Genomic DNA, 24,544 nt, shown 5'->3' on the forward strand with positions numbered 1-24,544 from the left:
AAGCTCCTACACATACTTGATGAAGTCGTTTTCCTGCGCGGAACTTTCGCATGTTCCGCGCACATTTTTTCTTTACGTGGTTCATCCGTTGCTGTATCCTTGAATCAAGGATGCAAGGAGGTCGTCTAAACATGACGAGATCGGCGTATGCTGTCAGTGTGCAAGGAAGGGGGCGCACGGCAGTGGAAAAGTACGTGCGGATCACAGGTAAGCGGCAAGTGACGATTCCGAAGGACTTTTTTGAGCAACTCGACATGGGGAGCATCCTGCGTGCCTACATCGAGGATGGTAGGTTGGTTTTGGAACCGGTGCGAGCCGAAGACCCGGTCGACTTTTCGCAGGAAATCATCAACGATCTGGCTGATGAGGGTCTGACCGGCGAGGAACTCAAAAGAGAGTTTGCGCGCCGTCGCGAGGGAATGCTTGCTGCCATCAAGGAACTCGTTGCAGAAGCCCGGAGGGAGGCGCTGGATGGCTCGGAGCCAGACGGAGACGCCTTCATGGAAGAGTTGATCAACCGCGATGAGTGAATACCGGTACAAGTTATCGTCCAGAGCGAAGCAAGTGTTGAAGAAAATCAATGACAAGAAGCTCCTTCGCAAGTACCAGGAGACGATGCAGGACATCTGCGAATCTCCTTACGAGGGAGACCAAAAAGTCGGGGATTTGAGCGGACTTTTTACGGTCGGGTTTCGCTACGTGGACGGCGAACATCGAATTGCTTACACGGTCGTTGAAGACGAGGGCACAGAGCCTTTTGTTCTTATTTTGCTCGTTGGGACGCGCCAAAATTTCTACGAGGAATTGAAGCGGATATGGACGGGGCAGTAGTGGTGGCCGGGGCATAGCGGTTTCCAGCTTGTGTAGTGCTCTGCTCGAATCGAGTTTGACAGCACCATGGGTATGGAAGCGGATTGTAGGGGCAAGTTTGTACCACACGCACTTTAGCCCTGCGTGGCTGCGAGGCGAATGAGAGCCCGATTCGCCTTGTGGCATCTTGCATGGTCTACACAGCCGATGTCATGTGCTGGCACCGACGCTTATGCATCACCGCATGATGGTCTAACACAGTGGGGCCCCCTACGTGAACTGGATACGCACGACTGTACAGCATTCCTTTTCTTTGACGGATTGAACATTGTATACTGTCGTTGGCCCGGCGAGTCAGGCCGGGCTTTATGCGTTCATGACGGACTCATCCATCCGCTTCGAGACAGATTGCGGGGGGCGAATGATGCAGAATCAGGCACAGGCCAGCGAGCGCTTTTCTCCCTTTTTGACTCTTTCGCGCGAGGAGTGGAGCCGACTGCGCGACTCCACCCCGCTCCTTCTCTCCGAGGACGATCTCGCCCAGCTTCACGGCTTGAACGAACGCGTGTCCCTGGAGGAGGTCGAGGAGGTTTATCTGCCCCTTTCCAGGCTCCTCAACCTGTATGTGGCCGCGACGCAGAACCTCTACGAGGCCACTCACGCGTTTTTGGGCCATCAGTCGCGCAAGGTCCCCTACATCATCGGCATCGCGGGCAGCGTCGCCGTCGGCAAGAGCACGACCGCCCGCATCATCCAGGCGCTCTTGTCGCGCTGGCCCAACCATCCGAAGGTCGATCTCGTCACCACCGACGGCTTTCTCTATCCGAACGCTGAACTCGAACGGCGAGGCTTGATGCAAAGAAAGGGCTTTCCAGAGAGCTACGACACGCGGCGGTTGATTCGATTTCTGGCGGACATCAAATCCGGCAAACCGCGCGTCGAGGCGCCCGTCTACTCCCACATCGAGTACGACATTTTGCGCGGGGAGAGCATCGTCGTGGAGCAGCCCGACATCCTGATTCTCGAGGGGTTGAATGTGCTTCAAACGCGCATGTCTTCGAGCGGGCGCCCGATGACCATTTTCGTCTCCGACTTCTTTGACTTCTCCATCTACGTGGATGCGCCGGAAGACCTCATCCGCGGCTGGTACGTCGACCGGTTTTTGAAGCTGCGGGAGACGGCGTTCCGCGATCCCAAGTCCTACTTTCGGCGTTACGCGGATTTGTCCGATGAGGAAGCCGTGGCAACCGCGTTGCGCATCTGGGAGGAGATCAACGCGAAGAACTTGCGCGAAAACATTGCGCCGACGAAGTCCCGGGCGGATCTGATCCTGGCCAAAGGCGCGCACCACCGCGTACAGGAGGTCCATTTGCGCAAGATATGAACGGGCCGGGACGCATTGCGCCTGCGCTGCAAACGCGCTACACTGAAAGCGATGGGACGGTATGAGGATCCTACGGGACGAAAAGTGTCCCTTTTGTTCCGCCGGATCCTCCCCGACGATAGGCGTTGTGGCGACACGACCGAGCAGTGACGATGAGGAGAAGTGGCATGGAGTGGACGGTGTGGGCCGCGGTTGAACGGGTCGCGCCTGAGTTGGTGAGGGCCATGGAACACCGCGTGCGCGTGATGCAGCGCATCGATGCGCATGCGCCCATCGGCCGGCGAGCCCTCGCGCAAGCCATGGGCCAGTCGGAGCGGACGCTTCGCACCGAACTGGAGTATTTGAAGCAACTCGGGCTCGTGGCGACGTCCTCGTCCGGCGTGTCGCTGACGCCGGAGGGCAAAGCGCTTTTGGCCGAGCTCGAGCCGCTCGTCGCGGAAATCGCGGGGCGCTCCGATTTGGCCTGGCGCGTCTCTTCGCTTCTTCGCATTCCCCGGGTCATCGTGGTGGAAGGCGATGCGGACGAGGATGCCTGGGTGACGGATCGCATTGGCCAGGCTGGCAGCGATGTGCTCGCCGAGGTGCTTCAGGACGGGGACATCATCGCGGTGACGGGTGGCACCACCGTCGCAGCTGTGGCGAAGGCCATGAGCGCAAAGCCTCTTCGGCAGAGCATTACTGTGGTGCCCGCGAGAGGCACGGTTGGCGAGATCGTCGCTTATCAGGCCAACACCATTGCGTCCGAGCTCGCGGCGAAACTCGGCGGATCGTCCGTTCTCCTGCAGATCTCCGACAGCCTATCGCAGAAGGCGCTCGAGCAACTTTTGGACGATCCTTACATTCAGGAGCGCTTGCCCATCATCCGCCGGGCGACCGTTGTGGTGCATGGCGTCGGGGACGCTCTGGCGATGGCCCGGCGTCGCCACGCGACGGAAGAAGAGATCCAACTCCTTCAGGCGCGCGAGGCGAAAGCCGAGGCTTTCGGGCACTACTTCAATGCGAAGGGCGAGGTCGTCTACGCGATGCGGACCATCGGGCTTCGGCTCGATGATGTGGCGCGCGCGAGGGTCGTGATCGCCGTGGCTGGAGGACAGAGAAAAGCCCAGGCCATCGCCAGCGTGGCAAACGCCTATCGAATTGACGTGTTGGTGACGGATGAAGGCGCAGCGCGCCGCATCTTGCAGCTCGAAACTCCAGCAGGCAAGGAGAGGGTCGAACATGGCAGTGAAGGTAGGCATTAACGGCTTCGGCCGCATTGGCCGCAACGTGTTTCGTGCGGCGCTTCACAATCCGAACATCGATATTGTGGCGGTGAACGACCTCACCAACGCGGAGACGCTCGCCGCACTCCTCAAGTACGACTCCGTGCATGGCATCCTGCCCGAGGACGTGCGGGCAGAAGGCAACGATCTCGTCGTCGCGGACAAGACGGTGAAGGTGTTCGCGGAGCGGGATCCGGGTGCGATTCCTTGGGCCGAGATCGGCGTGGACATCGTGATTGAGTCGACGGGGCTGTTCACGGACCGCGAGAAGGCCGAGGTGCACATCACGAAGGGCGGTGCGAAGAAGGTCATCATTTCGGCGCCGGCCAAGAACGAGGATATCACCATCGTGATGGGCGTCAACCACGAGATGTACGATCCGGCCAAGCATCACGTGATCTCGAACGCGTCTTGCACCACCAACTGCCTTGCGCCGGTCGCGAAGGTGATTGACGACGAGTTCGGCATCGTGAAGGGCCTCATGACGACGGTGCACTCGTACACGAACGACCAGCGCATCCTTGACCTGCCGCACAGCGATCTGCGCCGCGCCCGCGCCGCCGCGCTGAGCATCATTCCGACTACCACCGGCGCCGCGAAGGCCGTCGGCCTCGTGCTGCCCCACTTGAAGGGCCGCCTGAACGGCATGGCGATGCGTGTGCCGACGCCAAACGTCTCGCTCGTCGACTTCGTCGCGCAGACGAAGAAGCCCGTGACGGTCGAAGAGGTGAACGCCGCGCTGAAGCGCGCCGCGGAGGGCCCGCTCAAGGGCATTCTCGCGTACAACGAACTTCCGCTCGTCTCGAAGGACTACAACGGCGACGCGCATTCGTCCACGGTCGATGGCCTGTCCACGATGATCATCGACGACATGGTGAAGGTCATCGCGTGGTACGACAACGAGTGGGGTTACTCGAACCGCGTGGTCGATCTCGCCTGCTACATCGCATCGAAGATGTGACGCTCGCGAAGCACGAGCCCGCGCCCATAGTGCCAACTGGCACTGGCGGCGCGGGTTTTTTCCTTACATTTGGCCTTTGGGACGGATCTCAGGCGGGAGGGGTTCCGAGGGGCCTGACCGAACTTGATATGAAGATGAAGGGAGTTCGGGATGGGAGGCGCAGAGGATGGAGCGCGCGGTGAGCCTCGAAGACCGCCTGTGGATGGTCGGCAAGATGTTCGCGATGGTCGAGCGGTACTTCGCTCACTGGGAGGATTCCTACATCCAGCCCGATGCGTGGGACAATCTCTATTCGGCCTATCTCCAAGAGGCCACGCGGTCTTCCACGCGTCGAGACTTTGAGCAAATGATGCAGCGGCTGGTCGCCCAACTGGGCAATCGCCACACGTGGTTCCGAGACACCTTGACGGTCCGCGGGAGCTTGGGTCTACGCCTGCGCAGACTTGACGGTAGCTGGCATGTCGTCCGAAGCGCGCACGCAGAGCTGCGTCCAGGGGTGGCCGTCGTGACATTGAACGGGCGGACGCCAGCAGAGTGGATGGATGAGGCGAGTCCTTATATGCGGAGCCGGGACGAGCGCTTGCGTGAAGAGGAGTGGCAACGGGTCATTCCGGTCTTGGTGGACGGGGATTCGTGGGCCCTCGAATTTGACGACGGCCTGCGCAGGCGCACCGTCACGATCCCTCGAATGCTCCCTGATTCGCGCAAGGAGACGCCGGAAGGGCGGTGGCTCGTGCCGGATGGCGTCGCATATCTTCGCGTGCCAAGCTTTGCAGATCCCGCATATGAAGAGGCTGCCGTGGCGTGGGTGACGCGCGTGTCGAACGTAGACGCCCTCGTGGTGGACGTCCGGGGCAATACTGGAGGAGCGACGCCCACAAAGCTCCTTCGGGCCTTGATGGAGAGGCCGTGGCCGTGGTGGACGGAGTTCGCTGCTGATGTAGGCTTTCTGTGGCGAAGATCCGGCGGAGAGGGGGAGTTCTCCATTCGGCCGGACGGCAGCGGTGCCGTGTGGCGACCGCCGTATGAGCAACCGGAGGAACCTGTGTTCCGAGGGCGATTGGCCGTTCTGGTGGATCGGGCGACCGCGTCTGCGGCTGAGGACTTCGTGATGCCGCTCCTCGTGACGAAACGCGCCATCGTGTTGGGAGAAACGACGTCCGGGTCGACCGGGCAACCCATCATCTGTAAGCGCGCCGGCTTCAGCATGGGCGTCGGCGCCATTCGAGCATCGCTTCCTGATGGACGTGCGTTCGAAAACGTTGGTCTGCGGCCCGATGTGTCTGTGGACATGTCGCTCGAGGACCTGTCTTCGGGGCGCGATCCGGCATTGGAGCTAGCCCTCGAACTTCTTGCGAGCGACGATTGAGGATCTGGTGAGGAGGACGACGTTGAGATTCGTATCGTGGAACGTGAATGGGCTTCGCGCCTGCGTGAACAAGGGCGCATTTCTGCCGTATTTCGAGTCCGTCGACGCCGACGTGTTTTGCGTTCAGGAGACGAAGCTGCAGGCGGGACAGATCCAGCTTCCCATCGGCGAGGCGTACCAGCAATTCTGGAACTATGCAGAGCGAAAGGGCTACTCCGGCACGGCCGTGTTCACGCGCATACCGCCGCTCGACGTTCGCTACGGGTTCGGCGACGGCGTCGATCCGGAGGGCCGGATCATCACGCTCGAATTCCCGTCGTTTTACGTAGTGACGGTGTACACGCCAAACGCGAAGCGGGACCTGTCGCGCCTGCCGTATCGCCTGGAATGGGAAGACGCGTTTCGCGCGTATCTCTGTGCGCTGGACCGAGAGAAACCCGTTATCGCGTGCGGGGATCTCAACGTGGCGCATCAGGAGATCGACATCAAAAACGCGAAATCAAATCGCGGCAACTCGGGATTCACCGACGAAGAACGGGCCAAGATGACCGAACTTCTTGGAGCGGGCTTTGTGGACACCTTTCGCGCGCTGTATCCGGACGTGACGGACAAATACACGTGGTGGTCGAACATGCCACGTGTGAGGGAGCGGAACATCGGATGGCGGATCGACTATTTCCTGGTCAGCGAGAGGCTGCGGGATTGCATCCTCGACGCTCGCATCGACGATCACGTCCTCGGGAGCGATCACTGCCCGGTCGTGTTGGAGATGGCGCTTGAGGCGTGGCAGGATTCGGGTAAGTAAGCTGATGTGCAAGATCGCCCATCAAAGATCAAAAGATTGCTCGCTGCGCACGATATCTGCCCTCGTTACAATCGAGATGTACGTACAAGGAGGGGAGTGAGGGTGGAGGAGATCCTGCGAGTGGAAGGCGTATCGAAACAGTTCCCTGGCGTGAAAGCACTCGACGGTGCCCGATTCGACTTGCGCAAAGGCGAAGTCCATGTGCTCTTGGGCGAGAACGGCGCAGGGAAGTCCACGCTTATGAACATCATCGGGGGGGTGTATAGGCCGGATTCAGGGCAGATGTGGCTCCGCGGAGAGCCCTACCGCCCACAGTCGGCTCTGGACGCACTGCGCGCGGGCGTCGCGGTCATCCACCAGGAACTTCAGCTGTGTCCCCAGCAGTCCGTCGCGGAGAATGTGTTTCTCGGTGATGAACAGTGCCGGGCTGGGTGGCTCCGCAAGCGACAGATGGAAGAGATGGCCGAACAGTTGCTGGCAGACCTCGGGATGCGGATCGATCCCCGTGTCCCGGTGGGCCAGCTTGGGATTGCAGCTCAGCAACTCGTCGAGATCGCCAAAATGGTGCGCCGCAGTCCAGATATTCTCGTCATGGACGAACCCACTGCATCGCTCAGTGAGCGAGAGGTGGATCGCCTGTTCGAAATCATCGGTAGACTCAAACAAGGCGGGATGTCCATCATCTACATCTCGCATCGCTTGAATGAGATTCCACGCATTGGGGACCGTGTCACCATCATGCGAGACGGAAGAACCATCGACACGCTCGATGCAAAAGCATCGGATCGGGACACGTGGATTCAACTGATGGTCGGGCGAGAAGTGCATCAAACGGAGTTCGAGACCGTGGAGCGAGGTGAACCGCTGCTTTCGGTGAAAGGGCTTACACGCCAGGGCGTGTTTCGCCATGTGACGTTTGATGTCCACCGAGGAGAGATTGTCGCACTCGCTGGTATGGTGGGCTCGGGCCGAACGGAGGTTTTGCGAGCCATCTTCGGCGTCGATCCCGTCGACGCGGGAGAGGTCTGGGTGCGCGGCCGCCGGACAAACATCCGTGGACCTGCGGACGCCATCCGCTTAGGAATTGGGTTTCTCCCAGAGGACCGAAAGGCTCAGGGACTCGTACTGGAGCATGCGATTGCACACAACGTGGCATTAGCGTCGTACCCACGCGTGAGTGGTCCCGTGTGGTATCGTGGTCGCCGTACGGAAGCGCTCGCAGACTTATACGGACAACGATTGCGAATCAAGATGTCGAGATCGTCCGAACGAGTTGCGACGCTTTCCGGTGGAAACCAGCAGAAGGTCATGCTCGCGCGTTGGCTTGCCGCGGAAAGTGAGATCCTGATGATCGACGAACCGACACGGGGAGTGGACGTCGCGGCCAAATTTGAAATTTATCAGCTCCTTCATGAGCTGAGACGCAAGGGGCTCGCCATTCTCATGGTGTCGTCCGAATTGCCCGAGGTACTGACGCTTGCCGACCGCATCCTCGTCATGAGGGAGGGCGAGATCGTCGCGCATCTAACAAGGGAGGAAGCATCGGAGGAGGTGATTGCGCAATGGGCGATGGCGGGCTCTCGTCCGTAGAAACGAAGCCGTCAGAGGTTGCGCACAGTGCTGTCCCGCGGACGCGTTGGCTGAACGCCCGCCTCAACCAAACGGGCGCCCTTCTCGCGCTCATCCTTCTGGCGGGTGCATTGAGCCTTGCATCTCCCGCGTTCAGGACGTGGGGGAACATTCAAGACATCGTGATCCAGGCGAGCATCGTGGCTATCATGGCTGCAGGACAGACCTTTGTCATCGGAACTGGTGGGATTGACCTGTCGGTCGGTTCCATCGTAGGGCTTTCGGGCGTGATTTCTGCGCTCCTGATGAGCACGGACAAGGCCGTCGGGGGCATGGGCCATGGGGTGCTCATCGCAGTCCTTGCCGGACTGGGCGTCGGCGCCGTGGTGGGGTTGTTCAACGGTCTGGCGGTGGCCAAGCTTGGCATGGCGCCCTTCATCGTGACACTTGGAACCATGGAGATGGTTCGGGGGCTCGCGTACGTCTTGACGCAAGGCGAGACCATCGACGCGCTTCCTACGTCGTTTGATAACTTGGCGACAAACACATTTCTTGGCGTTTCCGATCTCATTTGGATTACCATTGGAGTCTACGTGATCTCCTGGATTCTTCTGTCGCGCACGTTGTTCGGCAAATACACGCTGTCCATTGGTGGCAACGAGTTTGCCACGCGTCTCTCGGGTGTGCGCGTGGACCGCGTGCTCATTGGCGTCTATGTCCTTTCCGGCGTGCTCTCGGCGCTGGCCGGCATCTTGCTCGACGCACGTTTGCAATCCGGAATCAGCACCAACGGCGACGGGTACGAACTCGACACCATCGCGGGCGTCGTGATTGGCGGCACGAGTTTGTCCGGCGGATCGGCCAGCATGTTCGGCAGTCTCGTGGGTGTGTTGATCATGTCCTGCGTTCGCGACGGGCTGACTCTGCTGAACGTGAACACGTACTGGAGCGACGTGGTGATGGGGCTCATTATCGTTCTCGCCGTGTTGACGGACATTCTTCGCAAGCGCATCGCGGTACAGCGCTGGTTTCGCCGAGCGGTGGTCGGAAGGCGAATACAGGGCGAGATTCGCCAGGATTGAAACGATCTTGACGAGGGGGAAGATCTCATGAAGAAGTGGGGAAAACGAGGCGGGAGCGCTCAAAATCGCATGAAGATCGGAAAATGGCTGGGGGCAGCGGTGGCTTGTTTAAGCGCGCTGGCGCTCGGACCTGGGAACGCTCAGGCTGCTAATTCGGGTCAGAAAACCATCGCCATTCTGCCACCCGGTATGACCAGTCCGTTTTACGTCCAGATTGTGCAAGGCGCTCGCAAGATAGCTCAGGAGTACGGATACAAGGTCATTGTGGAGGCGCCTCCGGCAGAGTCGGACTTCAACACACAGGTGAGTATGATGGAAAACCTTGTGTCTGAACACGTCTCGGCCATCGCAGTCTGTCCTATGGATGACAAGGCCATTGGCACCGCCATCCTGCAAGCGAATAAGGCGCACATCCCCGTTTTCATCTTCAACGGGCTGGCATCCACGGGAGCTGGAAATGTCACGGAGTATATCGGTTATAACCAGCGCGAGGCTGCACACAAGTTGGCTCAATTCACGGTTCAACTTCTGCACGGCCGTGGCAACATCATGATTCTCGACGGTATTCCGAGCTACTACAACACGGAGCGCGTTGGCGGGTACAAGGAGATCATCAAGAAGTATCCGAATATACACATTGTGGAGGAGCAGCAAGCGGATTGGCTGCGCAGCGAGGGCTTGTCCATCACGATGCAAGCGCTTCAGGCTCATCCGAACATTCAATTGGTTTATGGTGCAAGTGACGAGATGGATATCGGCGCAGCCATTGCGGCGAGTCAGATGCACAAACACATTTACACGATTGGCATCGACGGCAACCCTGTGACATTGCAAGATATCCAGAGTGGACTGGTGACCGCGACCATCGGCACGTTCCCCTACGAAATGGGAGAAACCGTGGTCGAGCAGATGCACAAGTACTTCATGGGCCAGTCCATTCCGAAATTCCTGGAAACGCCTACGGTGTTGGTGACGAAGTCGAATCTACAGGCTTACGAGAGCGGAAAGCTGTGGACGACGCCGAAGGCTTCGCACGAAGAGGTCGAAATGTAAAGCGCACAGGTGCCGGGTGCGAGAAGCACCCGGCCACCTATCCAGGGGAGGGACTACACATGCGCATCCTGATTGCGGACGACGAGCCTATCGTGCGCAGAGGGTTGCGCGCGGTCTGCGAAAGTTCGGGATTCGCCACCGCCGTCTTCGAGGCTGCGGATGGTCACCGCGCATTGGAGATCCTGACTGAAGAATCTGTTGACCTGGCGTTTCTCGATGTGTGCATGCCCTTCCTTGGAGGGCTGGATGCGCTGGAACGAGTGCCTCCTGAGCGACGCCCTACGGTAAACGTGATTGTCAGTGGATACGGTGAATTTGAATACGCGCAGCGAGCAATTCGACTTGGCGTGATGGAATATCTTCTTAAGCCAGCTGGTGCCGCAGAAATCCGCGATGTGCTCAGTCGCTCGTTTGACCGGATTGCGAAAGTGGAGGCCGGGGTGAATCTCTCCCCAGCGGACGGCCAAGACGTGATCGCACAGGCCATTCGTTATATCGAGTCTCGCATTTCGGAACGGCTGCGCCTTCAGGACGTTGCGGCGGCCATCCACGTGTCCCCAACCTATCTAGCTGCTCTATTTAAAAAGAAGATGCAACTGACGTTTCTCGAATACGTGCACATGCGCAAGATCGAAGCCGCTGCGGCCCTTCTCCGCAAAGGGGTGCGTCTCGTAGATGCGGCTCACAGTGTAGGTTTTGAAGACGTGCGCCATTTTTGTGACATCTTCGAAAGGCACACGGGACTGCACCCAAAGGCTTATTTGCAAGGGGCTCTGGCCGCGCGTGACATGCCGAATGGATTGGTCGGTCGGGTGGAAGAAGGGGGATGACGGTGAACGCCATTCGCCGCCTGGGTCGGTCCCTGACTGCATGGATATTTCTTGTGACCTGGGTGCTCATGATGTCGTGTTTGGTCATCCTGGGCAGTTTCGTCATGCGCAAACTCCGCGCGATTTCGGACGAAGTGGGGCGCCGATCGCTGGTTTCGTTTGTCGTGCAGACCGCTGACTATCTGAATGAACAGTTCTTATCAGTGGAGAGGAATGCGCTCCACACGCTGGTCTCGGACCCTGTGATTCAGCGCGAGATCGACTTTCAGTCACCTCCGAAAGGTTACACACCCTTCACGATGTACACATATGTCAATCGGCTCCTGACGCAAGTTCAACGTAATCACGATGAACTCATCGATACAGTGATGTTACTTCTGGACAACGGCATGGAATTTGTAGACGCTGGCCACGAACTCGCACCCTATCGCCCGATCGATCAACCCTACCAATGGTTCGTCCAACATACCTTTTACAACACCACGCCCGTCTGGATTGGTGAACAACCCCCCGCAGAGTGGTTGTTTGACGATCACCGACCGCGCTTCTTCGTGTCGCAGTGGCTTCAGACGACACCTTCCGATGCAATTGTGGTCATCGGCATCAAGCCAGAGTATGTTCGCACCGTGATGGAAAGTGTGAGCACAGGGCGTGACGCCGATCTCGCCGTGCTTGATGAACATGGTCGCTGGCTTACTGGGCTTGCGCCGCCGCGGGCCTTGGCACAAACGCTGATGTCGGTCGTTGACCGCGCGGGACAGGATGAAGTCGTTTCAACGCCGTCTGAATCGCTCGTGGTCGCCGTCGCCTCCATCCCACTCAATGGTTGGAAGATTGTATCTTGGATTCCGGCGAGGACGCTAGCGGATGGTGCGACTTACAACCTGCGCGGCTGGATGTTTGCCGCCTTCGGCTGGGGATCTGGTGCATCATTGTTGGTGGCCTTTTTATTTTCTTGGATGGTCACGCGCCCTCTGCGCCGATTAACGGAAGCCATGTCCTCTGTCGAGCGAGGTGACCTGTCGGTTCGGCTTGACACCCGACTCGGCTGGTATGAATTCCAGGTGCTTGCACAAGGTTTTGATCGCCTGGTCGACGAGATCCACCGTTTGCTCGAACAGACGAAATGGCAAGAGGAAGAAAAGCGTCAACTCGAATTTGCTGCTCTCCAGGCGCAGATCAATCCGCACTTTTTGTACAACACACTCGACTCGATTTATTGGATGGCGTATGCTCGCGGAGAACACGACATTGAGCGACTCGTCTACGCATTGGGACGATTTCTGCGGTTATCCTTGAGCGATCCCCGCGAATTTCTGACGCTAAGTGAGGAACTGGAGCATGTGCAGCGGTACGTAGAAATTCAAAACATTCGCTTTCAAGGACGAATCAAAATCGAATTAGACGCCGATCCGTCTGTCCTGCAGGTGCTCGTCCCAAAACTGACGCTGCAACCCTTGGTGGAAAATAGTATCCTTCATGGGTTCGCGGAACGGGCCGAAGGGCGCATTTCCATCCGCGCGCACCGCACAGGCGAAGCGTATGTGGAGATCGAGGTTGAGGATGACGGACGACCAAAGCCCGTGACGGCGTGCGAGACCCGTAAGGAGGCATCGGGACTGGGTTTGAAGAACTTAATCCGCCGCCTCGAGTTGTACTTTGGGCCGGAATTTTCGTTTGATCTGCACACCACGGGCGAGGGGACGCGCGTTCAACTGCGCCTGCCCTGCCGGCAGGCGCCAGGCGAACGTCGGGACTGAGCACGTCGGGCGTACTTGACGAGAGGACCACGGGTCAGTGACGCGCTTCGTGTCTTGCTATGCGCCGTGTATACCGCTTGAAACGGCGCGCCGCCCGGGATCGAACTCGGTCCTCGGGCGGTGTGGATGTCGGGCATGCCATAGGTCTGCCGCGTCTTGATCAGCGGTTCGTACGTGTAACTTATCCCCGCACAATCGTCTGCTCTCGGCTCGGTCCGACACTCACGTACTGGATGGGCACGCCGACCTGCTGTTCAATCAAAGTCACGTATCTTTGCGCGGCCTCGGGAAGGTCTTCAAACGACCGGCATTCGCTGATATTTTCCTGCCAACCGGGAAGCGATTCGTAGATCGGTTTGACTCGCTCCATGTCATACGCCGCGGGCGGCCATTCGAGGCGCTGGCCGTCCAGCTCGTAAGCGACGGCGACGCGGATCTCGTCCAAGCCGGAGAGGACGTCCAGCTTCATGAGCGCAAGTTCCGTGTACCCGTTGATCCACGCGCCATAGCGCAGTGCCGGGAGATCGAGCCAGCCGCAGCCGCGCGGCCGCCCCGTGGTGGCGCCGTATTCGTGGCCGCGATCGCGCAGGAAGGCGCCGAACTCATCGTGGAGCTCCGTCGGAAACGGGCCTTCGCCGACGGCCGTGGTGTACGCCTTGGTGATGCCCGTAATGCGCTCGATTTTGGTGGGGGGCACGCCGGCTCCGCTGCACACGGCCCCCGCGATGGGATTGGACGACGTCACGAATGGGTACACGCCCCAATCGAGATCGCGCATGATGCCGAGCTGCCCCTCGAAAAGCACGTGTTTGTTCGCCTTGGCGGCCTCGTACAGGAGCGGCGTCGTATCCGTGATGTACGGAAGAAGGACGTCGCGCGCCGCGGCGATGGGCTCCCACACGTCCTCCCACGTGCCGTAGCGCTCGAGGTCCGGCAGTCGCCGGCATTTGGCCTCGAAGGCCGAGCGCACGCGCTCCTTCAGGCGGTCGAGATGGCGCATTTCGCCCATTTGAATGCCAAATCGACCCACTTTGTCCTGGTAGGCGGGGCCAATTCCCTGAAGGGTGGTGCCGACTTTCCTCGATCTCGCCTCTTCTTCCCACATGTCCTGCCAAATGTGATACGGCAGCACCATGTGCGCTCGGTCCGAGATGACAAGGCGTCTCGTGTCGATCCCGGCTTCTGCGAGCGCGGTCAACTCCTCCACCAGTTTGGGCGGGTTCACGACGACGCCGGCGCCGAGCACACAGAGCGTGTGCGGGTGGAAGATCCCCGACGGGACGAGGTGAAGCGCAAACTTCCCGAACGAATTCACGATGGTGTGACCTGCGTTGCCGCCTCCCTGGTAGCGGACGACGATGTCCGCCTCCTCCGCCAGGTAATCGACCATTTTCCCCTTGCCTTCGTCGCCATACTGAGCGCCCACAACCGCATGAAACATCGCGCGTTCCCTCCTCAAACACAACATCAGTGTACGCTCCACCTTTCCATGTGTAAAATGAATGATATGTATCATTTTCATGCTTAACCTGTATGGAGTGATCGTGATGTTTGAGGCGCTCCGAGCACTGGTCACTGTGGTCTCCCTCGGAAGCGTGTCCGAGGCGGCTCGGGCACTTCACGTGACGCAACCGACGGTGACGAGGCAAATTCAACAACTGGAACGCCACTTCGGACAGGCGCTTTTTGACCGGAGTGGCAAACGGCTCGCACTGACGCCCGCCGGCGAGCGGGTGCACGCGTATGCACTTGAAGTGCTGCGCAAGCAGGAGGAGTTGGCGGAGTCGCTTCTCGAGATGTCGAATCCGGAGGCGGGCCTGGTGCGCATCGGCGCGGGGCTCTCCCCCACGCTGTACCGCCTGCCCACCCTTGTGGCTCGGTACGCGTCGATGCGCCCGCGCGTGAGGTTTCAAGTGGTGACGGGATCGTCCAAAGTGACGCTCGAGCGCCTCGCCTCGCGCACGGTCGATCTCGCCATTGTGACGACGCCACCGGAAGACGAGTCGGGCGTGGAGCAAATTGCGCTGTGGCGGGACGAGCTCGTGGCTGTGGCGCCCTCCTATCACGCGCTCGCGGGCAAACGCGCCTCCATGGCGGAGTTGGCGCAGTATCCGCTGGTGGTCATGCACGGCGAGTCGGGACTTCGTCGGCAGATTGACGATCTCCTGCATCGCGCCGGGGTGGAACGACCCGCTCCGCCGGTAATGGAAACGGACAGCCTCGAAGCGATGAATCGATTCGTGCAGGCGGGACTCGGTCTCGCCGTGGTACCTTGGCCGGCGGTAGCGGACGACGTGACACAAGGCCGGTTGAAACTCGTCCATATCGTCGGCTGCGATCTCGGCCGACGCACCGTGACACTGGTCTGGCGCAGGGAATCTCACATTCCGGCGGCTGCGCGCGCATTCATCGAGTGGCTCGCGTCGGTGGGAGCGGCCGCGTCCGAATTGCGGTAAGATGAGGGCGGTGATCGAGCGATGCGGATACTGATTGTCGAGGATGAGCCCGGTCTCGTGGAATTTCTGCGCTTGGAACTCGAATTGTCTGGCGTCGAGGTGGACGTCGCGATGGACGCGGAAACCGCTCTGGAGCGGGCGAGATCGGAGTCCTACGATTTGTTGCTCATCGACATCGTCCTGCCTGGCATGAGCGGCGTCGATCTGTGTCGCGAGGTGCGCAGGTTTTCGAACGTCCCCATCATGATGCTCACGGCGCGTGGCGCAGTGGCGGACCGCGTTGGCGGGCTTGACGCGGGTGCAGACGACTACCTGGTCAAACCGTTCGCCATCGAGGAACTGTGGGCGCGCATGCGGGCCATCAGGCGGCGGTATGAAGCGAACGGGGCTCCTTTTCGCTTTGGCGAAGCAACGGTGCACCTCGATGCGCACCGCGTGATGTATCAGGGGCAGGAGGTCGATCTCACTGCGCGCGAGTATGACCTATTGCTGTATCTGCTGCGCAACGTGAATCGGACATGTTCCCGTCAGGAGTTGCTCGAGCGCGTGTGGGGATTTCAGGCGCCTGGGGATACGAACGTGGTGGACGTGTATATCGGCTATCTTCGTCAGAAGTTGGACCCCGAGCGGCGATACATCAAGACGGTGCGCGGGCAGGGTTATCGGCTCGAGGTCGAGGAGACATGAGGTGGTCGAGACGTGCGCAGCGGCGGAGCATCGAAGGCACGCTGCTCATCTGGAGCACCGTATGGTGCGCGGTGGTTCTGTGTTTGTTCACTGCCGTGTTCATGGTCTCCTACGAGGCCACGAGCATGGTGGGCCAAAAGCGCGTCATGGAGCTCGAGATGGCCACGCTACTCGGCCAGGGCGCAGACCGTTTGGCCGAAGAGACCGTGACCACCACGTGGGATCGGTATGCGGCCGCGACCGATTCGGTCATTCGCCTCACCGACGCCGACGGCAACGTGTTGTTCCAGATCATGGGTCCTGTATTCACAGGGACGGTGGTGGACGAGATTGCGTCGCGGGTGCCGATGCCAGCGCAGGGGCCTGACTTCGCGAAGCCGCACTGGAGTTACCCGTATGCGTGGAGGGACCAAAATGGATATCATCGGGTGCTGGCGCTTACGGAGGGCGTGCGGTTCGAAAACGGGGGATACGGGCAATTGTCGATTTTCACCTTGCTCGATCCCATCCGCCAGGCGGCGCTCCACATGCTCGCGGTGTTCGTGGTGCTGGATGCGGCCGTCATCGCGCTATTCGCCGTGGGCATGCGCGTGCTCATCGAGCGGGGATTTCGCCCGCTTGCGCGCTTGATGGCGGGCATCCAACAGGTGGAGTGGCGCAAGGCCGGCAGGCTTTCGTTTTCGGATTTGCCGCCGGAACTCATGTCTCTTCAGGAGTCGGTCAATCAGATGCTGGATCGGATCGATGTGGCGATGGACGATCAGCGCCGCTTCGTGGCAGATGCGTCCCATGAGCTGCGCACGCCGCTTGCCATCATCGCGGGCCACGCCAATCTTCTCAGGCGATGGGGGCGGGACAATCCGCACGTGTGGGAACCTGCGGTGCGAAACATCGTGCTCGAGGTCGGGCGTCTGCAGCGGCTTGTGGATGAACTCCTCGCCCTCTCGAACCTGGATCAGGTGGATGAGCTTCCGGTGGGCGGCGGGATGGGACAGGCCGAGATGGATGAGATGTTTGCGCGCCTACGCGACGACGCGCTGCTCCTGCGCCCGGACTTAGAGATTGAGGTGAGCGTGCACCTGACCCGCGGCGGGCGGGTGGCGATTCAGCCGGATCGGCTGCGGCAGGTGCTGGTGGGGCTCGTGGACAATGCGATGCGCCATACGCCGCAGGGCGGCTGGATTCGGCTCATGGCGCGCGAGGAGTCCACCACGGCGCGCATCACGGTGTCAGACAACGGAGAGGGCATTCCGGATGACGTGTTGCCGCATGTCTTTGAGCGGTTTTACCGGGGAGAGGCCGCGCGCCGCGAGGGGCAAGGCGCTGGGCTGGGGCTCGCCATTTCCAAGCAGGTGGTTGAGCGGTACGGGGGACAGATTTACGTTCGCAGCGCCGTAGGCAAGGGCACGACCGTCGTGATTGTGCTGCCACTCGTCGGCCAGGGGCGCGTTTCGGGAGGATGAGGATGATGACATCGTGGGATTCGCTGTGGCCCAGGGAAGTGGAGTTGTCGATCGAGGAGGTGTCCATCTCCCCGCTCGACAACATCCTCCACGATGACAAGCTGGGCCATCAGGTGGCGCACCGAGAAAGGTTGCCTGTTGTCCGCGTGTGGCGCCATCTGCCCGTGACGGGGCTCGTCGTCAGTCGCCGCGACGTGGCCGGTCCGGCCGGCCAGGCGGCCATGGCGCGCATGGCGGCGGAAGGGTGGCCGCTCTTCGTTCGCTCCACGGGCGGGACCGCCGTGCCGCACGGCGAAGGGATGCTGAATTTGTCCCTCATCTTTCCGCGTCAGGCCGAGGGCGCGACCACGGACAGGTACTATCGCATGCTTTGTCAGCCGCTCGTCGAGTGGCTGCGGGGCCTCGGGCTGGCCGCCGAGATGACCGACGTCCCTGGGGCCTATTGCGACGGCAACTACAACGTCGCAGTAGGCGGGCGCAAGGTCGTGGGCACGGCGCAGTCGTGGCGCGGGGGGCTGGCGGGCATGGCGTCGCGCCACCCCGGCTACGTGCTCGCGCACGGCTGCATCAGCGTTTCGCCCGATCTCGACGCCGCCATCGCCGCCATTCAGCGCTTCTATCGCTACGCCGGGCGCGACGAGGTGCGCATCGAGCGGGATAAGGCGACGACCCTAGCCGAGGCGTCGCGCGAGCCTTGGACGAGCGGAGAGGCGAAGGCTTCATTGGTGGAATTCCTCCTCAAGCGCCTGCCCGAGATCGGCGTTACGCCTCGCCTTTCGCCGTGACGTCGCCCGCGTCTGATTCGGGGCCCCGCTTTGGCGAAAGGGGCAGTTCTACGCGGACCGTCGTGCCTTTGCCTATGCCCTCGCTCGCGATGGAGATCCGGCCGCCGTGCGCTTCCACAATCCATTTGGCGATGGAGAGCCCTAGTCCCGTCCCCTTGGCCTCCCCGTGGCGCGATCTCGCCGTGTCCACGGTGTAAAACCGGTCGAAGACGCGCTCCAGGTGCTCCTTGGCGATGCCGATACCCGTGTCGCGGACCGAGAGAATCGCCTGATTCCGGTTGCGACTTGCGGTAATCTCGACCTTGCCGCCCGCGTCGGTGAATTTCATCGCGTTGTCGATGAGGATCACCAGAAGCTGATGGAGCCGGTCGCGATCGCCCAAGACGACGAGCGGTTCTTCCGCACGCACGGTGAGTTCGATGCCGCGCATCTCCGCGATGGTCTCGTACAGATCGTGGATGCGCTCGAGCAGGTCGTTGAGCGCGACCGGCCGGCGCTCCACCGGCATGCGCTCGGAGTCCGACCGCGCGAGCGTCAGCAGGTCCTGCACGAGTTTCGCGAGCCTGCGCGCCTCACCGTGGGCGTTGTTCAGCCACTCCAGGTTTTCCTCGACGGTTTGGTCCGTGTGTTCCATGACGATGCCGAGGTTGGACTGGATGACCGCGAGCGGCGTCCTAAGCTCGTGCGAGGCGTCCGCGACGAATTCGAGTTGGCGCTGAAACGCCCGGCGGATGGGCTGGAGCATCCGCTCCGACAAAATGAAGCCGACGAGCGTCGCCCCGCAGATGCCAAACAGCCCCACGATGACGATGACGGAGCGCAGGTCGCTCATGGCGCGCACCGTCTGGGTGTCGTCGAGCACCGTGGCGACGTACGCTGGCGCGCCGGAGCCCGCTCCGACGGGCAGCTCAAAGACGCGGTAATGCTCGCCCTCATAGGTGAAATTGAAGAACGTGGGCCGATCCACGGCTCGGTTCAGACGATTTTCCAGCGCGCTCGCCAGGTCCGGGTCCGCGATAGACGTATAGACGCCGTTGTCTGCGAGGACGAAGTTGATCTCCGGAGACCCGGTGGAGGCGAAGCTCGGGATGCCCGTCAAGACAGCTGTATTGGCTACGCGGTAGGCCGCCTGGCGAAGGTTGAAATCGATGCTTCGCATCACGAATCCCCGGATGATCCCGTAGAGCGCGAGCGACGTGATGCTGTACAGGATCACCAACAGGATGACGGTCAACAGCGTCAGCCGGAGGCTCAGTCGCTTAAACAAGCCGCACGTCCCTTCTCACGCCTTGCGGCCCGCCGACGGGTCCGGGTGAAACATGTATCCCACGCCCCGCACGGTGGTGATGTACGACGGCAAATCGGGCTCGTCGATTTTTTTCCGCAAGAAGTGCACGTAGTTTTCCACGGCGTTGCCAATCACGTCGGCATCGGGTCCCCAGACGCGATCGAGAATGACCTCTTTGGACAACACCTTGTTGGGGTTGCGCATGAACAGTTCAAGCAGCTGGAATTCCTTGGCCGTCAGCGCCAGGGGTTCCCCGTTGCGCGTCACGGTTCGAGTGTTAAGATCGAGTCGAAACGGGCCCGCCTCGATGGCGTCGCCGCCCGCAATCTGGCCGGTGCGCCGCGAGAGGGCCCGCACGCGCGCCAAAAGCTCCTTGTTGTCGAACGGCTTGACGAGGTAATCGTCAGCGCCGGCGTCGAGGCCCGTCACGCGATCTTCGACGGTGTCCTTGGCTGTGAGCAGCAGCACGGGCGTTTGAAGGCCCGCCTTGCGCATGGCGCGCAGGATGTCGAGACCGCTCATCTTCGGCAGCATGATGTCGAGGATGGCGATGTCGTAGCTGTCGGTCAGGGCGAGATCGCAGCCGGTTTCGCCGTCGTGGGCGACGTCGACGGCGTATTGGTGTTCCTTGAGAAGTTGTTTGAGTGCGGACGCGAGCCGCACCTCGTCTTCGACGAGCAAGATGCGCATCGGATAACCTCCCGCATGGTTCCGTACGTCGGACTGGACCGCTTTTATTGTACACTGCAGGATTGAACGCCGCTTGAATGGCGGAATGCAATCCTGCGGCGGGATCGGGGGATGTCCGAATGTTTGCGCTTTCGTAAGATTTCTTGCCGCATTCGCCGCGCGAAAAGGTGTCGCGGAGGCTAAGAGAATTCTTACTTTCCTACGAAAGTCGGAGAAAGCGGCGAAAGTTCGCGATTCTCGTCGCAACCCGGTGGAAAAACGTGAGGGACGTGCCTGTCGCGCTCCTTTACACCGGGGATGGCCGTCGATACAATTTGCGCTATACTAGGCACGGTGCGTGCAGGGTACCGACGATTTCGGACGCGCGATGAGACTGGAATGCACTCATGTGACGTTGTCATACAGGTTCCGAAATCGAACACCGATTCGACATTCTTCGACAGATGGGAGGGGCAAGACGTGGCCGAACCGCTCCTCGCGATTCGCGACTTGAAGACGTACTTCGTGAGCAAGCAGGCGACCGTGAAGGCGGTCGACGGGATCGACATCGACGTCAACCGGGGACAGGTCGTCTGCATCGTGGGCGAGTCGGGCTGCGGCAAGAGCATGACGTCGCTGTCCATCATGCGGCTCGTGCCTCGGCCGTACGGGAAGATTGTCGGCGGTCAGATTCTGTTTGACGGCCGAGATCTCCTGCAGCTGAGCGACCGCGAAATGGCGGATTTGCGCGGCAGCGAGATCGCAATGATCTTCCAGGAGCCGATGACGGCGCTCAACCCCGTGCTGAGCATTGGCACGCAAATTTCGGAAGTTTTGGTTCGCCACCGCGGCGTGCCGAAGCGAGAGGCGCTGGATCGCGCCGTGGAGATGCTTAAGTTCGTGGGCGTTCCTCGCGCCGAGCAGATTGTGCGCGAGTACCCGCATCAGCTCTCGGGCGGCATACGCCAGCGCGTGATGATCGCCATGGCGATGATTTGCGAGCCGAAACTGCTCATCGCGGACGAGCCCACCACCGCGCTCGACGTGACCATCCAGGCCCAGGTGCTCGATCTCATGAAGAAGATGCGGCGCGAGACGAACACCTCCATCATCCTCATCACGCACGACCTCGGCGTCGTGGCCGACATGGCCGATCACGTCGTGGTGATGTACGCTGGGCAGGTGGTCGAGTCCGTCGACGCGGACACGCTCTTCTCGGAGCCCAAGCACCCTTACACCCGAGCGCTGATGGAGTCCATCCCGTCGCTCGAAGAGGACAAGGATGTGCTCTACTCCATCCCGGGCACGGTGCCGAGCGCGGCGAACTTCCCAAAGGGCTGCCGATTCGCTGAGCGTTGCCCCATCGCGAAGCCGTCCTGCTTCGAGAAGATGCCTGAGTTGCGCGAAGTGGCCCCGGGTCACTTGGTTCGCTGCGATCTCGTGTGAGGGAAAGGAGGGAGCGCATGAGCGAGTACGTGCTCGAAGTCCAGGATTTGAAGAAGTACTTTCCGATTAAGTCCGGCATCCTGAAGCGGACAGTCGGCTACGTGCGCGCCGTGGACGGCGTCTCGTTTCAGGTAAAGCCAGGTGAGACGCTCGGCATCGTCGGCGAGTCGGGTTGCGGCAAATCGACGACGGGCCGCATGATCATGCGGCTGACGACGCCGACCTCCGGAAAGATCATCCTGGACGGACAAGACATCACTCACGCCAAGGGCGCGGAACTCCGGGCCAGCCGGCGCAAATCGCAGATGGTGTTTCAGGATCCGTATGCCTCGTTGAACCCGCGCATGTCAGTCGGCGAGAGCATCGCGGAGCCGCTCATCGTGAACAAGGTGCTGTCGAAGTCCGAGGCGTTTGAGCGGGCGGGAGAACTGCTCCAGACCGTCGGCTTGCGTGCGAGCGACATCAACCGCTACCCGCACGAGTTTTCCGGCGGCCAGCGGCAGCGCATCGGCATCGCGCGAGCACTCGCGCTGAATCCGAAGCTCATCGTCGCGGACGAGGCCGTCTCAGCTCTCGACGTGTCCATCCAATCGCAGATCCTGAATCTGCTGATGGACCTGAAACACCAGTTCAACCTGTCGTATTTGTTCATCTCGCACAACTTGGCAGTTGTCCGGCACATCAGCGATCGCGTCGGCGTGATGTACCTAGGACACCTGGTCGAGATCGGCCCGAAGCACTCGCTGTATCAGGATCCGCTGCATCCGTACACGCAGGCGCTTCTCTCGGCTGCGCCGGAGCCCAGGCGCACGAAGCGGCGCGAGCGGATCATCTTGCAGGGCGACGTGCCGAGCCCGGCAAATCCGCCGTCCGGATGCCCGTTCCACACGCGCTGTCCGCGGGTGATGGACGTGTGCCGTCAGACGATGCCCAAGCCAGTCCAGGTGCATCCAGACCACTGGGTCGCGTGCCACCTCCACGGGTGAGCGCAGGTTTTGCGTGTGCATGAACTTCTCCCGGTTTCGAGACCCTAGTCACAGGGTTCGTCGAAGGGGGAAGTGACATGAAACGGAAAGCACAGCTGCTCTCGGGCGGGTTGGCAGCGACGGTGGCGCTCGGCGCTGTCGTGGGCTGTGGCGGCGGGAGCCCGCAAAACGCGGCAGGGACTGGCGGAACCGGCGTGCAAAAGGGCGGCACCTTGATTTACGCCTTGCCGCCGGCGACCAACATCACCTGGTACTTGCCCATCACGAATGCGGGCAATGCGAGCCTGTACAACGCCCAGTTGTATACGCAACTGTATCCCGGCGTGATCTATATCGACCATCGGTACCAGATCGATTACGCCAACAGTTTCGCCCAGAACATCACGTACAATCAGGCGGGCACGGTGTATACCATCTCGCTGAAGAAGAACTGGAAGTGGTCGGACGGCCACCCAGTGACCGCGGATGACGTCGTCTGGGACTATGAGCTCATCAAGGCGACCGACGCGAAGGACGCGCCTCCGCCGTGGCCGAATTACAACGCGGGCGCAGGCGGCGTGCCGGATAACGTCCAGAGCGTCGTGGCGAAGGATCCGTACACGGTCGTGATCACGCTGAAGAAGCCAGTGAACCAGCAGTGGTTCATCTACAACGGCATCGGGCAACTGACCGCTTTGCCGAAGCACGCTTGGAATAAGTACCCGAACGACATCCGGCAGGAGATCATTTACCTGGCAAAACAAGCGACGAACCCAGCGTTCTTCACGGTGGTCGACGGGCCGTTCAAGCTGCAGAGCGCAAAGAGCAGTCAGTCGTGGACGCTCGTGCCCAACCCGTTGTTCGGCGGGCACAAGAGCACGCTCGACAAGCTGATTTTCCAGTATGAAGCGACCAACGATGCGGAGTTCGCGGCGCTCAAAACCGGAGCGGTGAACCTGGGTTATCTCGACCTTTCGCAGTACGCATCGCGTCAGTCGCTCACGTCGTCGGGTTACACCATCATGCCGGCGTACAACTTTGGGTACAACTTCATCGAGCTCAACCAGCAAAAGGGTTCGCCCATGTACGCCGCGTTCAGCGATGTGAAGGTGAGACAGGCGCTCGAGTACGCGATTGACCAGAACGCTATCAACCAGGACATCTATCACGGCTTTGCGCCGCCGCAGTACGGGCCGATCCCGACGACGCCGAAGACCATCTTCTTCGATCCGAATCTCGCGAAGCCGCTCTTTCCGTTCAACCTGGCGAAAGCGCGTCAGTTGCTGGAGTCGGACGGCTGGAAGATGCAAAACGGCGTGATGACCAAAAACGGATTGCAGCTCAAGTTCCAGGTCATCTATCCGAGTGGCACGCAGTCGACAACGCAGATGATGGAGCTCATTCAGCAGGATTGGAAGCAAATCGGCGTGCAGATTTCGCTGAAGCCGATGCCGCTGTCCGAGATCTTCGGGATCATTCAGGACACGTCCAATCCTGGCAAGTGGGCGGTTGCAGCAGGCACCGGCATCACCTATGGCGGATCGTATCCGTCCGGTGAGCAGCTGTTTGAGCCCGGCGGGCTTGACGGCTTCGGCTATGACGATCCCGTGCTCGATAAGCTCATCGCTGCGACGACATCGCCGGCGCCATCGCAGCAGGCTTCGCTGAAGGCGTTCTTCGCGTACGAGGAGTACTGCGCGAAGCAGGTGCCCGTCCTTTGGACCAACGGCGTTGCGAGCCTCATTGCCGTCGCGCCGAACGTGCACAACGCGACCGAGCAGTACCTGAATCCGACAACGGGTTATCCGCTCCTTAACTATATCTGGATGTCTAAGTAATGCACCAAGTCATGCACAACGCGGGCGGCTGGACCGCCAGTCGCCCGGCAGAAGGGAGGGAA

General features: G+C 60.6%; 22 protein-coding genes. 19 read left to right on the forward strand and 3 right to left on the reverse strand.

Translation table 11 applies throughout. The features are described 5' to 3' along the window. The first annotated feature begins 182 nt into the window (after window positions 1-182). The 12 genes from AC27E8_RS05035 (at window position 183) to AC27E8_RS05090 (ending at window position 12,885) form a co-directional block, all read left to right on the forward strand. Entirely contained in the window at window positions 183-530 is a 348-nt protein-coding gene (locus AC27E8_RS05035) for an AbrB/MazE/SpoVT family DNA-binding domain-containing protein (RefSeq protein WP_487098238.1), read from the forward strand. Further along, window positions 523-831: a type II toxin-antitoxin system RelE/ParE family toxin gene (locus AC27E8_RS05040; protein WP_487098236.1), complete on the forward strand. Its 309-nt coding sequence runs from the start codon at window positions 523-525 to the stop codon at window positions 829-831. Before AC27E8_RS05035 ends, AC27E8_RS05040 begins: the two co-directional genes overlap by 8 nt. 403 nt (window positions 832-1,234) lie before the next feature. Then, window positions 1,235-2,194 (forward strand): type I pantothenate kinase, encoded by a 960-nt coding sequence (coaA, locus tag AC27E8_RS05045; protein WP_487098234.1) that lies wholly within the window; start codon window positions 1,235-1,237, stop codon window positions 2,192-2,194. A gap of 167 nt (window positions 2,195-2,361) precedes the next feature. Next, window positions 2,362-3,435, forward strand: a complete 1,074-nt coding sequence (locus AC27E8_RS05050; protein ID WP_487098232.1) for a sugar-binding transcriptional regulator — start codon at window positions 2,362-2,364, stop codon at window positions 3,433-3,435. Then, window positions 3,413-4,417, forward strand: coding sequence for a type I glyceraldehyde-3-phosphate dehydrogenase (gene gap, locus AC27E8_RS05055; protein ID WP_487098231.1), 1,005 nt, complete (start codon window positions 3,413-3,415; stop codon window positions 4,415-4,417). The genes AC27E8_RS05050 and gap overlap by 23 nt, the downstream gene beginning before the upstream one ends. Before the next feature lie 166 nt (window positions 4,418-4,583). Continuing rightward, the gene (locus AC27E8_RS05060; protein WP_487098229.1) at window positions 4,584-5,786 is read left to right on the forward strand and encodes a S41 family peptidase; all 1,203 of its coding nucleotides are present in this window, start codon (window positions 4,584-4,586) and stop codon (window positions 5,784-5,786) included. A 22-nt stretch (window positions 5,787-5,808) separates the two neighbouring features. Beyond that, the gene (locus AC27E8_RS05065) at window positions 5,809-6,591 is read left to right on the forward strand and encodes an exodeoxyribonuclease III (RefSeq protein WP_487098227.1); all 783 of its coding nucleotides are present in this window, start codon (window positions 5,809-5,811) and stop codon (window positions 6,589-6,591) included. A gap of 102 nt (window positions 6,592-6,693) precedes the next feature. After that, the gene (locus AC27E8_RS05070) at window positions 6,694-8,181 is read left to right on the forward strand and encodes a sugar ABC transporter ATP-binding protein (protein WP_487098225.1); all 1,488 of its coding nucleotides are present in this window, start codon (window positions 6,694-6,696) and stop codon (window positions 8,179-8,181) included. After that, on the forward strand, window positions 8,154-9,242 hold the full coding sequence (locus tag AC27E8_RS05075; RefSeq protein ID WP_487098223.1) for an ABC transporter permease: 1,089 nt from the start codon (window positions 8,154-8,156) through the stop codon (window positions 9,240-9,242). The genes AC27E8_RS05070 and AC27E8_RS05075 overlap by 28 nt, the downstream gene beginning before the upstream one ends. A gap of 27 nt (window positions 9,243-9,269) precedes the next feature. Beyond that, the gene (locus tag AC27E8_RS05080) at window positions 9,270-10,295 is read left to right on the forward strand and encodes a sugar ABC transporter substrate-binding protein (RefSeq protein WP_014465280.1); all 1,026 of its coding nucleotides are present in this window, start codon (window positions 9,270-9,272) and stop codon (window positions 10,293-10,295) included. A gap of 59 nt (window positions 10,296-10,354) precedes the next feature. Then, window positions 10,355-11,125, forward strand: coding sequence for a response regulator transcription factor (locus tag AC27E8_RS05085; RefSeq protein ID WP_014465279.1), 771 nt, complete (start codon window positions 10,355-10,357; stop codon window positions 11,123-11,125). Between the two features lie 164 nt (window positions 11,126-11,289). Beyond that, window positions 11,290-12,885: a sensor histidine kinase gene (locus tag AC27E8_RS05090; protein ID WP_487111348.1), complete on the forward strand. Its 1,596-nt coding sequence runs from the start codon at window positions 11,290-11,292 to the stop codon at window positions 12,883-12,885. A 181-nt stretch (window positions 12,886-13,066) separates the two neighbouring features. On the opposite strand, the gene AC27E8_RS05095 is transcribed toward AC27E8_RS05090, so the two are convergent. Continuing rightward, window positions 13,067-14,326, reverse strand: a complete 1,260-nt coding sequence (locus tag AC27E8_RS05095) for an adenylosuccinate synthase (RefSeq protein ID WP_487098218.1) — start codon at window positions 14,324-14,326, stop codon at window positions 13,067-13,069. 106 nt (window positions 14,327-14,432) lie between these two features. Here AC27E8_RS05095 and AC27E8_RS05100 point away from each other — a divergent pair, with 106 nt between their 5' ends. Genes AC27E8_RS05100 through AC27E8_RS05115 form a run of 4 tightly spaced genes read left to right on the forward strand, consistent with a single transcriptional unit; the run spans window position 14,433 to window position 18,276 of the window. After that, window positions 14,433-15,341 carry a LysR substrate-binding domain-containing protein gene (locus tag AC27E8_RS05100; protein WP_487098216.1) on the forward strand — a complete coding sequence of 303 codons (909 nt, stop codon included), beginning with the start codon at window positions 14,433-14,435 and terminating at the stop codon, window positions 15,339-15,341. A gap of 21 nt (window positions 15,342-15,362) precedes the next feature. Beyond that, complete coding sequence (locus AC27E8_RS05105; protein ID WP_487098214.1) at window positions 15,363-16,028, forward strand: response regulator transcription factor; 666 nt, start codon at window positions 15,363-15,365, stop codon at window positions 16,026-16,028. Next, a complete protein-coding gene (locus AC27E8_RS05110; RefSeq protein WP_487098212.1) occupies window positions 16,025-17,491 on the forward strand; it encodes a sensor histidine kinase in 1,467 nt (488 codons plus the stop codon). Before AC27E8_RS05105 ends, AC27E8_RS05110 begins: the two co-directional genes overlap by 4 nt. A gap of 2 nt (window positions 17,492-17,493) precedes the next feature. Then, window positions 17,494-18,276, forward strand: coding sequence for a lipoate--protein ligase family protein (locus tag AC27E8_RS05115; protein ID WP_487098210.1), 783 nt, complete (start codon window positions 17,494-17,496; stop codon window positions 18,274-18,276). On the opposite strand, the gene AC27E8_RS05120 is transcribed toward AC27E8_RS05115, so the two are convergent. Both AC27E8_RS05120 and AC27E8_RS05125 read right to left on the reverse strand, forming a co-directional pair. Continuing rightward, a complete protein-coding gene (locus AC27E8_RS05120; RefSeq protein ID WP_487098208.1) occupies window positions 18,254-19,543 on the reverse strand; it encodes a sensor histidine kinase in 1,290 nt (429 codons plus the stop codon). The two genes, AC27E8_RS05115 and AC27E8_RS05120, sit on opposite strands and share 23 nt — an antisense overlap. Before the next feature lie 15 nt (window positions 19,544-19,558). Further along, on the reverse strand, window positions 19,559-20,254 hold the full coding sequence (locus AC27E8_RS05125; protein WP_487098206.1) for a response regulator transcription factor: 696 nt from the start codon (window positions 20,252-20,254) through the stop codon (window positions 19,559-19,561). Window positions 20,255-20,713: 459 nt separating this feature from the next. On the opposite strand from AC27E8_RS05125, the gene AC27E8_RS05130 reads away from it, so the two are divergent. The 3 genes from AC27E8_RS05130 (at window position 20,714) to AC27E8_RS05140 (ending at window position 24,482) form a co-directional block, all read left to right on the forward strand. Then, window positions 20,714-21,679: an ABC transporter ATP-binding protein gene (locus AC27E8_RS05130; protein WP_487098205.1), complete on the forward strand. Its 966-nt coding sequence runs from the start codon at window positions 20,714-20,716 to the stop codon at window positions 21,677-21,679. 17 nt (window positions 21,680-21,696) lie between these two features. Further along, complete coding sequence (locus AC27E8_RS05135; protein ID WP_014465267.1) at window positions 21,697-22,665, forward strand: ABC transporter ATP-binding protein; 969 nt, start codon at window positions 21,697-21,699, stop codon at window positions 22,663-22,665. 77 nt (window positions 22,666-22,742) lie between these two features. Further along, the gene (locus AC27E8_RS05140) at window positions 22,743-24,482 is read left to right on the forward strand and encodes a peptide ABC transporter substrate-binding protein (protein WP_487098203.1); all 1,740 of its coding nucleotides are present in this window, start codon (window positions 22,743-22,745) and stop codon (window positions 24,480-24,482) included. The last annotated feature ends 62 nt before the right edge of the window (window positions 24,483-24,544 follow it).

The sequence above is a fragment of the Alicyclobacillus sp. CIJ1 genome (assembly GCF_057538885.1).